Origin of the sequence: Streptomyces sp. WAC 01529, assembly GCF_003945545.1 — a bacterium.
Classification (GTDB): domain Bacteria; phylum Actinomycetota; class Actinomycetes; order Streptomycetales; family Streptomycetaceae; genus Streptomyces; species Streptomyces anatolicus.
In genome coordinates this window covers 3,593,349-3,605,463 of the sequence record NZ_CP029617.1, presented here as the reverse complement: position 1 = coordinate 3,605,463, position 12,115 = coordinate 3,593,349, and the positions used below count along the sequence as shown (strand labels likewise).

Genomic DNA, 12,115 nt, shown 5'->3' with positions numbered 1-12,115 from the left:
AATTCGCTCGTGCGCTGGCCCTGCCCTCAATTCTGACGCATACCACTGACAACCGTGCCGCGCCGTGGGAAAACCCGCCCCGGGACGTCCGGAGACCGTGTTGACAGGGCGCTGGTCCAGACCTCAACGTGATGCGAATGAGCTCCAAGAGCGAGAGCAAGCTGGCCGGACAGTATTTCGATGCCGCCATCGACCTGCTCCAGCGGGTCCGCGACGAGGAGTCCGGGAACATCGCGGCGGCGGGCACCCTGCTCGCCGACGCGGTCGCGGCCGGCGGGCGCCTGTTCGCCTTCGGCGCCGGGCACTCCTCGCTCGCCGCGCAGGACGTCGTCTACCGCGCGGGCGGCCTCGCCCTGATGAACCTCCTCGCGGTGCCCGGCGTGGTCGGCGTCGACGTGATGCCCGCGACGCTCGGCTCCGCCCTGGAGCGCGTGGACGGCCTCGCGGGCGCCGTCCTGGACTCCTCGCCGGCCCGCCCCGGCGACGTACTCGTGATCATCTCGCTGTCGGGGCGGAACTCCCTGCCGGTGGAGATGGCGATGAACGCCCGCGCGCTGGGCCTGAAGGTCATCGGCGTGACCTCCGTGGCGTATGCGACGCAGACGCGGTCGCGGCACGTCTCCGGGAGCTTCCTGAAGGACCACTGCGATGTCGTGGTCGACTCCAAGATCGCGGTGGGGGACGCGGAGCTGTCCCTCGACGGGGTCGACGCGCCGTTCGGGCCCGCGTCCAGCGTCGTCACCAACGCGCTCATGCAGGCGATGGTCGCCACCGCCGTGGAGGAGCTGGCCGCGCGGGGCGTTCAGCCGCCGCTGCTCCGCTCCGGGAACGTGGACGGGGGCCACGACTGGAACGGGCGGGTCTTCCAGGAGTACGGCGACCGGATCTTCTACCGGCACTGAGCGCGCCCCTCCGGGACGCGTCCCGCAGGCTAGGCCCCCGCCAGGCCCCGCACCTGGGCCAGGTCAAGCGAGGCCGCGACCCTCGCCGAGACGCTCTCCGCGTACACCGCGTCCCCCCGCTCGAACTGGCCCCGCCCCGCCCCCCGGAGAAACGTCACGACGCCCAACGTCCGGCCCCGGCTCCGCAGCACCGCGCACAACGCGTGCACCGCGTCCTCCGGCCACTGCCGGGCGCGCGCCCACTCGCGGGTCCGCTCCGGCGTGGCCGCCCCCGCGCTGGCGCGGACCGATCCGGTCCGCTCCACGCACTGCGGTGCCGGATGCCCTTCGGGGTAGCGCACGGGGATGCCCGCCATGGTCACCGGACGGCACGGGCCCGGCGGCCCCGCGGGCGTCGCCGCGATCCGGACAAGCCGCACCGGCTCCTCGCCCGCCAGCAGGTCCACCAGCGCGTGGTCGGCGAACCCGGCGAGCGCGAAGTCGAGCTGGACGGTGGCCGCCTCCATGGGGTCCTCGCACTCGGCGGCGGCCCGCGCCGCACGGTGCAGCTGCTGGGAGCGGAAGCGCAGCTGCGAGGCCTCCTGCTCCGTCAGCTTCGCCTCCGTCACGTCCTGGAAGAGCCAGCCGACGCCCAGCGGCACCGGCTCCTCCGCGAGCGGCGAGGCGAGCCGCAGGAAGCCGCTGCGCCAGCAGCGCCGCTCGAAGCCGTCCTCCTCGCCGCCCCCGGCCCGCACCGACACCCACAGCTCGGCGGGGGCGGGCGGCGCCCCCTCGGCGAGCACATGGGCCAGCGCGCTCTCCAGCTCCTCGACGCCCTGCCCGAGCAGATCGGCGAGGGGCCGGCCAAGTACCGCCGTACGCCCCACGCCGAGGGCGCGGGCCGCGTGTTCGTTCACCACCGCGGGCCGCAGATCCGCGTCGACGAGCACCACACCCCAGGTGGCGTTCTCGAAGAGCGCCTCGCTCAGGGCGATGGACCGCTCCAGGTCCATCTGCGCGTGGACCTCGCTGAAGGCGCAGTACACCCCCGCGGGCTTGCCGTCCCCGCCGCGTACGGCCGCGGACTGCATCCGGACGAGCACCCGACCGCCGTCCTTGGTGACCAGCGCGAACTCGTGCACCTGCCGCCCCGGCGCGTCCATCGCGGAGAGCAGCCGCCCCTCGACGTCCCCGGCGTCGGCGGGCCGCACGGCCCACCCGGAGAAGCCCCGCCGCCCCACCGCCTCCGCCGCCGACCACCCGAGAACCCGCTCCGCCTCGCGGTTCCAGTGCGTCACCACGCCGTCGGCGTCGAACGCGCAGAGCGCCGCGTCCATCCCGTCCAGCAACGCCGCGAGCAGTTCCGCCCCGCCGGGCTCGGGCTCTTCAGGGCCCAGTTCGTCAGTAGTCCCGCTCCGCCGCGAAGCACTCACCCCGAACCCCCCTGCGACCGTCAGACCATGTCCTCGGATCATTCAACTCGAACGTGACGCACCCCACAGCGGATTCCCGGAACTCGGAGGGAAATCGTGGTGCCGCCGCCCGTGCCACCGGCGCCCGGAAAAATCGGTTGAGCGGCTCCGCGGCCCTTCCTAGGGTGTACATCACTCGAAGAAAGGAGGTGATCCGGCAGTGATTTCATTGCGGACGCGAGAGGTGGCTGCGGGCTAGCGGCCTGCCACCACACCCAGTGCGGTGCCGGACCGGCACGCGAGCTCAGCGTGCAGCCGGCCCAGATCCAAGCAGTCACCCGACCCGCGAGCCGCCGGTACGTCCGGCCGGCTTCCTCCGCCCGGCTCCGCCCGGCGCGGCAGGAACCACGGCTCGCGGGTCGCCTGCGTCCCGGGCGCAGGCGACCCAGGGACCCCGGGCCCCGGCCTCAGCGGACGACGTCGAAGACGTTCTTCTGCACGCCGTTGGCGTACGCCTCGTGCTCGACGAGCCTCAGCTTCTGCGTGTCCTTGTCCGCGTCGCTGAACAGCCGCTTGCCCGCGCCGAGCAGCAGCGGGAAGACCAGCAGGTGGTAACGGTCGATGAGACCGGCGTCCGACAGGGCGCGGTTGAGGGTGGCGCTGCCGTGCATGATGATCGGGCCGCCCTCGGTCTCCTTCAGCGCGGCCACCTCGTCCAGCGAGCGCAGGATCGTCGTCTCGCCCCAGCCGGGGACCAGGGCCTCCTCGCCGAGCGTGGTGGAGACGACGTACTTGGGCATCGGCTTGTACGCGGCGAACTCCTCCATGCCCGGCCAGACGGGGCTGAACGCCTCGTAGCTGACCCGGCCCAGCAGTATCGCGGTGGCCTCTTCCTGCTCCCGGCCCTTGATCTCGAAGGCCTCGGGGAGGAACTCCATGTCCTTGAAGGTCCACCCCGAGTTGCGGTAGCCCGGCTCGCCGCCGGGCGCCTCGACGACGCCGTCGAGCGAGACGAAGGCGGTGCTGATCAAGGTGCGCATCTGAGTTCTCCTGGCATCGAGGTGATCACTGGGATCTCGTTCATCAACTGACCACCATCAGACCGTGCGTCGGCTGAAAAGTCATCGGTCGTCGGGCCAGTGATCCATCCGGGTTCCGCTACCCCCTGCTGACCGCCGTCAGGATCTCCGGCAGGCGCCCGGCAAGGCGCGGCGCCGACAGGCGCAGGCCCGCCTCGGCGACCGCCAGGGCGTAGGCGGCGCCCAGGGGGAGCAGGAGCCAGGTCCAGGAGGCCGCGTCCGAGGCGTGCAGCCAGATCGTGAGGGCGAGGACCGGGGCGCACAGCAGGGCCGCCGCGACCATCCCGCCGAAGATGGAGAGCCAGGCGAGGCCCGCCTGGCCGGGGGCGACGTTCTTGTAGCCCTCCTGCGGGATCGAGTACGGGAAGCGGGTCGAGGACCAGCAGCCGGTCGCCAGCATCGCGCCGAGCAGCGCGAAGGAGAGCCCGAGGGCCTCCGGCAGGGTGGGCCAGTCACCGAGCATCGCCGCGGTGAGGGTGGTGACCAGCGTGGCGTACGGAAGGGTGATCAGCAGCAGCGCCAGGGCGCGGCCCCGTAGCTCCACGTACGCGTCGCGGGTCGAGGAGATCGTCATCGCCACCATCCAGAACGCCGAGGTGTCCTGGCCGAACTGGTTGTACATCAGGATCCCGAGCATTCCGGCCGCGAAGCACGCGATGTACACCGAGCCCGTGCCCTGGAGGGCGTTGAAGACCGGCACGATCAGGCCGATGGCGAGGGAGGTCACCCAGGCCGCCTTCGTCTTCGGGTCGCGCCAGACGTACCGCAGGCTGCGCTCCATGACGGTGCCGGTGCGCCCGGCGGGGAGCAGCCTGCCGAGGGTCCCTGAGGCGCGCGAGGTGCCTTTCTCCGGTTCCGCCGTCGCCAGGGTCGAGCCGTCCGGCGTCGTCATCAGCCGGGTCAGGCTGTGCTGCCAGAGAGCGAGCAGGGCCACCAAGGCAGCCGCGCAGAGGGCGAGTTGGGCGACGGCTTTCGCGTACGCACCCTCGCTCACGGAGTCCACCGCGCCGAGCGCCGCGGCCGGGGGGATCCAGCGCACGAGGGCCGCCGCCGGATCGAGCGTGCCGAGTCCGGACGAACCGAGCTTCTGCGCCCCGAAGTTGACGGCCTGCGCGCCGACCGCGATGACCAGGCCGCTCAGGACGGCGAGGTCGCGGCCCTTGCGGCTGGTGAGCAGGCGGATGTTGGCGGCGGCGACCGCGCGGGCCAGGGCGACGCAGATCAGGAGGGTGAGGGCGGTGGCGAGTACGCCGGTGGCGGCGGCCGCGGCGCCCCGGGCGAGCGCGATCGTCGCGCCGACGGCCAGGCAGAGCGTGAAGAGCGGGCCGATGCCGACGAGCGACGCCACGAGCAGCGCCCGCACCAGCGGCCGGGGCCGCAGCGGCAGCATCACCAGGCGGGTGGGGTCCAGCGTCTCGTCGCCGCTGGGGAAGAAGAGCGGCATGACCGCCCAGCCGAGCGCGAGGAGCCCGACGAGGAGCACGCAGACGGTGGCGGCGTGCGTGTTGCCGCGCAGCGCGATCAGGCCGAGGAGCTGGAGGGCGGCGAAGAGGAGGGCGAAGCCGACCGACGCGATGTAGGCGGCCCGCCGCCCGGCCGACTGCCGCAGGCCGTTGCGCAGCAGCGACAGCTTCAGGCGTACGAGGACGGGGGTGAGCGCCGACGCGCCCGGTACGGCCGTCATCGGGCCCCGCCGCCCAGCCAGTCGAGGTCGGAGCCCGCTTCGCGGCCGTGCGCGCCGACGAGTTCGAGGAACGCCCGCTGGAGCGAGGGCGCGTCGCCGCGGACCTCGGCGAGGGTGCCCTGGGCGCGGATGCGGCCCGCCGCCATGACGGCGACCCAGTCGCAGAGCGACTCGACCAGCTCCATGACGTGGGAGGAGAAGACGACGGTGGCGCCGGAGGCGGTGTAGCGCTCCAGGACGCCGCGGATGGTCTGGGCGGAGACGGGGTCGACACCTTCGAAGGGCTCGTCGAGGAAGAGCACTTCGGGGTTGTGCAGCAGCGCGGAGGCGAGCCCGATCTTCTTGCGCATGCCGGTGGAGTAGTCGACGACGAGCTTGTGCTGGGCGCCGGCGAGATCGAGCACGTCGAGCAGTTGGGTGGCGCGCTTGTCGACCTCCGAGCCGGGCAGTCCGCGCAGCCTTCCGGTGTACGCGAGCAGTTCGCGTCCCGAGAGCCGTTCGAAGAGGCGCAGTCCCTCGGGGAGCACGCCGATGCGGGCCTTGACCTCGACGGGGTCGCGCCACACGTCGTGGCCGACGACCTCGACCGTGCCCTGGTCCGGTCTGAGCAGACCGGTGACCATGGAGAGGGTGGTGGTCTTGCCCGCGCCGTTCGGCCCGACCAGGCCGATGAACTTGCCCGCGGGCAGGGTCAGATCGATCCCGGCGACGGCGATCTGCCCGCCGAACCGCTTCCAGAGCCCCTGAACCCGTACCGCCGAAGCCACCTCGGTCACCGCGCCGCCCTCCGTCACAGCCTGCCCGTGCCCGCACGATACGGGGGCTTCCGCGTTGTCGGGGACCTGCGGGTCGGGTGTGGCTGGTCGCGCAGTTCCCCGCGCCCCTATGGGGCGCTCAGCGCCTGGCCTCCCGGCCACACGCATACGCCAGGGGCGAGATGATCTCCTCCACATCCGGCAGCCAGCGGTTGGCGGCAGTGGGACGGCACGCCCACTGCACCGCGCCCGAGGCGCCGAAGCGGGTCGGCGGAGCGGCCACGTAGGTGCCCTCGCCGAGTGCGATCAGGTCGATGCCGGCCGGGGCCCAGCCCAGCTTGCGCACCAGGTCGGGGACCTTCGCCGCGGCACCGGGAAGCACGAAGAACTGCATGCGCCGGTCCGGCGTGCAGGTCACCGGGCCGAGCGTCAGCTCCATGCGCTCCATGCGGGCCAGCGCGAGGAACCCCGCGGTCTCGGGCACGTCGATCGCGTCGAACGTACGACCCGTGGGCAGCAGGATCGACGCCTTGGGCTGCTTCTGCCACAGCCGCCGGGCCACGGTCGCGCTGCCGGTCGCCTGGGTCGCCCAGTCCTCGCGCGCCGGATGTGCGCCGGGGGAGGCGCACGCCGGGTCGCCGCACGAGCACCGCTCGGCGCCCTCGGCCGACTCCAGCCAGGTGCCGGGGAAGATGTCCCAGTGACGCTCCTCCGCGTATCGCACGGCCGTGTCCAGCAAGGCCTCTCCGCGCTGCTTCGGGATCTGCGCGGCTGACGTGACTCCGATGGTCTCTTCCACGCAGTTCTCAACTCCCGCCACCACGGCGGGTTACGGGCGCACGCGAGGGCGGGAGAGGAGCATCGATCCTGCGAGCGGGGCGCATGGGTGCACGGGCGGGGGCGCGCAGGGGAAATGGCATCCATGTGCGGGTAGCCAGCACAAGGGCAATCAGAAGGCGCCTCGGAGGAAGCCTCTGGGGAACTCCGTACATTTTCGTACTTGTTGTACTTCATTGCTTCTTATGCCTCTTTCGTGGCGCATCTTCCCCTTGCCCCAAGGGCATTGATCGTCGTGAGGCGGCCTCGGCGGCCGTCCCGTTTTTTTCGATGGTCCACGGTGCACTCAGGGGGTACGCCATGGCCGCCAGGCCACTCGTCGCTCGGCAGCCCAACGAACGGCTGCAAGCGCTCATCCAGGAAGCCGGCTGCTCCAACGCCGGTCTCGCCCGCCGGGTCAACATGTGCGGCGCGGAGCACGGTCTCGATCTGCGCTACGACAAGACGTCGGTGGCCCGCTGGCTGCGCGGGCAGCAGCCGCGCGGCCGGGCACCCGGCATCATCGCGGAGGCGCTCGGCCGCAAGCTGGGCCGCACCGTCACCATCGACGAGATCGGCATGGCGAACGGCAAGAACCTCGCCTCCGGCGTGGGGCTGCAGTTCTCGCCGACCGTCCTCGGCGCCATCGAGCAGGTCTGCGAGCTGTGGCGCAGCGACGTGGGCCGCCGCGACTTCCTGTCCGGCTCGACCGTGGCCGCGTCCGCGCTCGTCGAGCCCAGCCGCGACTGGCTGATCTCCTCGCCGGACCCGCAGGTCGGCAGGACCGCCGGGCCGCGCGTCGGGATGGCGGACGTGGCGGCGGTCAAGGCGATGACGGAGGCGCTGACCCGCCTCGACCACCAGTACGGCAGCGGGCATGTGCGTCCCGTCGTCGTGCACTACCTCAACTCCGTGGTCTCCGGGCTGCTCGCGGGCTCCTACCGGGAGGCGGTCGGGCGCGAACTGTTCGCGGCGGTCGCGCGGTTGACGGAGCTGGCGGGCTATATGGCCGTGGACACGGGCCAGCCCGGCCTCGCCCAGCGGTACTACATCCAGGCGCTGCGGCTCGCCCAGGCCGCCGGTGACCGGGGTTACGGCGGGTATGTGCTGGCGGCCTCGATGAGCCACCTCGCCGCCCAGCTCGGGAACCCGCGCGAGATCGCGCAGTTGGCGCGGGCCGCGCAGGAGGGGACCCGCGGGCGGGTCACGCCGCGCGCGGAGGCGATGTTCTACGCGGCCGAGGCGCGCGGGCACGCGCTGCTCGGGGACGCGCGGGCCACGCAGGCGGTGGCGGGCCGCGCGATCGAGGCGATGGACCGGGCGGCGGGCGAGGGTGAGTCCGGCGACGACCCGGTGTGGATCCGGCACTTCGACCACGCGTATCTGGCCGATGAAATGGCGCATTGTCACCGGGACTTGGGCCAGGCGGACGCGGCGGCGCGCAGCGCCCAGGAGTCCCTGGACGGGCACCCGGAGACGCGGGCCAGGCGCCGCGCGATCGGCCTCGTCCTGCTGGCCACGGCCCAGGTCCAGCGGCGCGAGGTGGAACAGGCCTGCCACACGGGCATGCGGGCCGTGGAACTCCTCGGCACCCTGCGGTCCAACCGCGGCGCGGAGTACCTGGAGGACTTCCAGCAGCGCCTCGAACCCTTCCGGGAGGAGCCGGTGGTACGGGAGTTCGGCGCGCGGCTCGACGTCCAGGCGGCGTGAGGCGCGGCTTCTACCAGCGTCCGGGCCGGAGGTTTTGTTACTCCCGGCGCTGGGCAGGAGTCGTAACTTTGAGCTGCGTGGCAGAGGGTTGCGGGGACCCGGTAGCGTGAGCCGACGGTTCCGTAGGTCCCCCATATGTAGGAGTCCCGGTGACGCAGCACAGCGGTCAGGGCGCTGCTTCCTCCGATCCGCGGCAGCCCGCGGCCCGGCCAGCCCACGAGGGCGTCGTGCTGCCCGCGGACGGCAGCGAGCCGCTGCTTCCCGGCACCGCGGGGCGGCAGACCACCCCGGCGGGCGGCAGCCCCTGGGGCCAGCCCTGGGGACCCGAGACGGCGGGCCCGCCCCAGGGCGCCCCCGGCCAGACTTGGGAGACCTCGACGCCCCAGGCGATGCCGCTGCCTCCCGAGGACGCGGGCGCCTCGTACGGCTCGGGCGCCGCGTACGGCCAGGACGCCTCGTACGGCGCGCATGCCTCGTACGGCACAGACGCCTCGTACGGCGCGTACGAGGGTCAGGGGTACGGCGGCCAGGAGTACGGCGGTCAGCAGGGGTACGCCCCTCAGCAGGCCCAGCAGGGGTATGCCCCTCAGCCGTCCGAGCAGCCCGCCCAGGGCGACGCCTCCTACGGCGGGCAGCGGATGCCTCTGCCGCCGCTCGGGCAGGGCGGCGCCCCGCTGCCTCCCGTCGACGCGCCGGGCCACGGGTCCGACGCCGAAGCCACCCAGTACCTCGCGCCCGTCCCCGGCGGCGGCGCCGACGAGGGGGCCACGCAGTACCTCCCGCCCGTCCCCGGCGCCGGTGCCGACGAAGGGGCCACGCAGTACATACCCCCGGTGGGACCCGGCGCACTGCCGCCCGAGGCTCCCGCCGCCGAAGCCACGCGGTTCCTCGGCCGCGCCCAGGCCCCCGCGCCGGGCCCCGCGTCCGACAGCGAACCCACCCAGTTCCTCGCGCCCGTCCCCGGCGACAGCGGCCCCGCGGGCCAGGGCGCGCCGCCCGAGCCCGCCGCCGCGCCCTACGGCATCCGCCCCGGCGCCCCCGGCGACCGGCAGCCGCCCGCCGAGTTCGACAGCCTCTTCCGCACCGAGCCGGAGGCCGAGGGGCCCGCGTCCACCCAGCAGATGCCCCGCTTCGAGGCCCCGGGCACCCCGGCCCCGGCGCCGGCGCCCGCGCCGGCCCCCGCGGGGAACGGCCACGGCGGCGGACGCCGCAGCCGCTCCGGATCGAAGGTGCCGCTCATCGCCGCGGTCGGCGTCGGCATCGCCGTGCTCGGCGTCGGCGCGGGCGCGCTCCTCAGCTCCGGCGGCGGCGGTGACGACAAGGCGGACGACGGCAAGCCCGTCTCCGCGTCCGCCCCGGCCGACGAGCGGCCCTCGCCCGCCGCCGACCCCGCCAGGAAGCAGGCGGTCGCCCTGGACAAGCTCCTCGCCGACAGCAACGACAGCCGTGACATGGTCATCGCCGCCGTACGCAACGTCGGCAAGTGCCGCAACCTCAGCCAGTCGGCGACCGACCTGCGCGCCGCCGCCAAGCAGCGCAACGGCCTGGTCACGCGGCTCGCCGGGCTGAAGGTCGACAAGCTCCCGGCCAACGACCAGCTGACGTCCTCCCTCAACAGGGCCTGGAAGGCGTCCGCGTCCGCCGACAGCCACTACGCCGCGTGGGCGGACCAGATGGCCGGCAAGAAGGGGTGCAAGAAGGGCCACGCCCGCAGCACCCCGCAGCAGGGCGCGGGCAACCGCGCGAGCGGTGAGGCGACCACCGCCAAGGAGCAGGCGGCCAACCACTGGAACGCGATCGCCCGCAAGTACGGGCTGACCACGCGCGAGAAGTCCCAGCTGTAGGCCCCGGCCGGGGCGTGCCGCGCGGCGCCCCGGCTTACGCCGACTGCTCCAGCGTCTCCTCCACGTTCACGAAGCCCTTGCGCGCCGGGACGAACTTCCCGTCGCGCACGACCTGGAACGTGACGCCGGAGTTGATCAGGCGCGGGAACTCGCTGGCCGCGATCAGGTCCTCGAAGCGCCAGCTCAGCGGGGGCGTGAGGCCGCCCGTCTCGACGCGCAGACCGCCGTCGAGGGCGCGCCGCAGCGTGTGGGCGGAGACCTCGCCGCCGTTCAGCGACTCGACGGCCTGCTTCAGGACGGTGTACGCGATCCACGTCGTCTGGACGCCCGCGTCGGCGGGGTCGACGCGGTTGTCGCCGAACGCCTGCTCGCGGATGACCTTCCGCATCTGCGCCCACCGGGTGTCGCCCGCCGCGGGGTACCAGCCGGTGACGTACGCGCCTTCGTAGGGGCCGCTCGCCCCGCCGGTGCGGTCGACGAGCGACTGGTCGACGCTGCCGAGCACGGAGGAGATCCGCACCGGCGGATAGTCGTCCTTGGTGCGCCGGAACGAGTCGTAGAAGGTGTCGGTGCGCGCCCCGAGCGCCGCCGTCACACAGCCGTCCTTGGCGCCCGCGTGCTTGAGGGCCTGCTCGGCCTGCGGGGTGAGGTCGGTGCCGTCCTCGGGGGCGCGGATGTCGGCGACGGGCTTGTGGTGGCCGTCGCGGAGCCCGGAGTTGAGCAGCTTGGGCAGCTCGTCACCGGCGAGGGTGTCGGGGCGTACGAGGGCGACGCGGTCGCAGCGGGCGGCGAGCTGGCGGCCGTTGCCCGCGAGGAGCGCCGGTTCGCCGCCGTTGACGGGGTAGGACAGGGGGCTGCTGAACTCGTCGTCGGTGATGCCGTAGCCGCCGATGTAGGGGATGCCGGCGACTTCCAGCGGGGCGAGGAAGGAGCGGCCGTGCTGGCTGTACGCGCCGACGACGGCCGCCACGTCCTGGTCGACCGCCTCGCGCGCGCAGTCGGCGGCGCCGACCGCGTCGTTGTGGTCGTTGCAGGTGAGGACCTTCAGCTCGCGGCCGTCGATGCCGCCGTGCGCGTTGACCCAGCGGGCGTAGGCCTGCGCCATGGCGGGGACGCCGGGCTTGTTGGTGGCCTTGGTCTTCTCGGGGGCCCAGGTCATGACGGTGATGGGGTCGTCCCTGGAACCCCCCGTGGCGCCAGGGATGACCCCGCAACCGGCTATCAGGGACGTACACGCCGTCGCCGCGGCCGCGGCGAGCGCCGCGGCCTTGGAGGGGCGGGGGAAGAAGGTGCGTCGCCTGCCGGTCATGTCCCCGCACGATTCCGTGGGAGGGCCAACCGTGGAGTGACGCGTTCTCAACGGACCGTGACATGAAGGTGAACGGGCGGGGGCCGATTCGAGTGCACGGTGTGGGAACGTACGATCGATGACCGTGCAAGGTTCGGAGAACTCTTCCCGTCGCGGCCGTCGCTCCAGCACCATGGGCGGCATGCCGACCAATGACATGCCGTGGTGGCGCTGGCGCAGCAATGTGCGCTCGGCGCTGCACATGCTCTCCGACCCCGGCTTCCAGCGGGAGTGCTGGCTCGCGGGGCGCGAGGAGTACGGGGACGTGACCGACGCCGTGTACCGGCTCGTCGAGGACACCTGGCTGGACAACTGGTCCGCGGAGAAGTACGTAGGGACGATCTTCCGGGACCCGCAGGAGGCGGCGCTCGTCGACACGGCCGTGCTGAGGGTGCTGCGGATCATGCACGAGGTCGGGCCCGACGCGCTGGTCTCGGTCTATCTGGAGCACCCGGGCTGGCCGGACGCCGTGCGGGCGGCGCGGGACGCGCACGTACGCCTGGCGGCGGGCGACGGGGAGGACCCGGACGAGCCGCCGAAGACGCTCGAGGTGCTGCGGATCCTGACCCGGTCCGGCTGAGCCGGG

10 protein-coding genes are annotated in these 12,115 nt (G+C 73.2%); 4 read left to right on the top strand and 6 right to left on the bottom strand.

From position 1 onward, the window contains the following. Positions 1-137: 137 nt before the first annotated feature. Positions 138-902, top strand: coding sequence for an SIS domain-containing protein (locus DMA15_RS16015; protein ID WP_125513429.1), 765 nt, complete (start codon positions 138-140; stop codon positions 900-902). A 29-nt stretch (positions 903-931) separates the two neighbouring features. Here DMA15_RS16015 and DMA15_RS16010 read toward each other — a convergent pair whose 3' ends face one another. The 5 genes from DMA15_RS16010 to DMA15_RS15990 form a co-directional block, all read right to left on the bottom strand. Continuing rightward, a complete protein-coding gene (locus DMA15_RS16010) occupies positions 932-2,314 on the bottom strand; it encodes a PAS domain-containing protein (RefSeq protein ID WP_125513428.1) in 1,383 nt (460 codons plus the stop codon). 446 nt (positions 2,315-2,760) lie between these two features. Then, a complete protein-coding gene (locus DMA15_RS16005) occupies positions 2,761-3,333 on the bottom strand; it encodes a dihydrofolate reductase family protein (RefSeq protein WP_125513427.1) in 573 nt (190 codons plus the stop codon). A 118-nt stretch (positions 3,334-3,451) separates the two neighbouring features. Continuing rightward, positions 3,452-5,056 (bottom strand): transporter, encoded by a 1,605-nt coding sequence (locus DMA15_RS16000; RefSeq protein ID WP_125513426.1) that lies wholly within the window; start codon positions 5,054-5,056, stop codon positions 3,452-3,454. Next, the gene (locus DMA15_RS15995; protein ID WP_164551767.1) at positions 5,053-5,850 is read right to left on the bottom strand and encodes an ABC transporter ATP-binding protein; all 798 of its coding nucleotides are present in this window, start codon (positions 5,848-5,850) and stop codon (positions 5,053-5,055) included. The genes DMA15_RS16000 and DMA15_RS15995 overlap by 4 nt, the downstream gene beginning before the upstream one ends. Before the next feature lie 100 nt (positions 5,851-5,950). Beyond that, a complete protein-coding gene (locus tag DMA15_RS15990; RefSeq protein ID WP_125513424.1) occupies positions 5,951-6,610 on the bottom strand; it encodes a bifunctional DNA primase/polymerase in 660 nt (219 codons plus the stop codon). 338 nt (positions 6,611-6,948) lie between these two features. On the opposite strand from DMA15_RS15990, the gene DMA15_RS15985 reads away from it, so the two are divergent. Next, positions 6,949-8,337 (top strand): transcriptional regulator, encoded by a 1,389-nt coding sequence (locus DMA15_RS15985; RefSeq protein ID WP_125513423.1) that lies wholly within the window; start codon positions 6,949-6,951, stop codon positions 8,335-8,337. 149 nt (positions 8,338-8,486) lie between these two features. Further along, on the top strand, positions 8,487-10,181 hold the full coding sequence (locus DMA15_RS15980; protein WP_125513422.1) for a hypothetical protein: 1,695 nt from the start codon (positions 8,487-8,489) through the stop codon (positions 10,179-10,181). 34 nt (positions 10,182-10,215) lie between these two features. Here DMA15_RS15980 and DMA15_RS15975 read toward each other — a convergent pair whose 3' ends face one another. After that, positions 10,216-11,490: an ABC transporter substrate-binding protein gene (locus DMA15_RS15975; protein WP_125513421.1), complete on the bottom strand. Its 1,275-nt coding sequence runs from the start codon at positions 11,488-11,490 to the stop codon at positions 10,216-10,218. Between the two features lie 118 nt (positions 11,491-11,608). On the opposite strand from DMA15_RS15975, the gene DMA15_RS15970 reads away from it, so the two are divergent. Continuing rightward, positions 11,609-12,109, top strand: a complete 501-nt coding sequence (locus DMA15_RS15970; RefSeq protein WP_125513420.1) for a hypothetical protein — start codon at positions 11,609-11,611, stop codon at positions 12,107-12,109. The last annotated feature ends 6 nt before the right edge of the window (positions 12,110-12,115 follow it).

Coding starts and splice junctions, on each gene's coding strand:
- DMA15_RS16015 (WP_125513429.1), top strand. CDS start 138: ATGAGCTCCAAGAGCGAGAGCAAGCTGGCCGGACAGTATTTCGATGCC.
- DMA15_RS16005 (WP_125513427.1), bottom strand. CDS start 3,333: ATGCGCACCTTGATCAGCACCGCCTTCGTCTCGCTCGACGGCGTCGTC.
- DMA15_RS16000 (WP_125513426.1), bottom strand. CDS start 5,056: ATGACGGCCGTACCGGGCGCGTCGGCGCTCACCCCCGTCCTCGTACGC.
- DMA15_RS15985 (WP_125513423.1), top strand. CDS start 6,949: ATGGCCGCCAGGCCACTCGTCGCTCGGCAGCCCAACGAACGGCTGCAA.
- DMA15_RS15975 (WP_125513421.1), bottom strand. CDS start 11,490: ATGACCGGCAGGCGACGCACCTTCTTCCCCCGCCCCTCCAAGGCCGCG.
- DMA15_RS15970 (WP_125513420.1), top strand. CDS start 11,609: ATGACCGTGCAAGGTTCGGAGAACTCTTCCCGTCGCGGCCGTCGCTCC.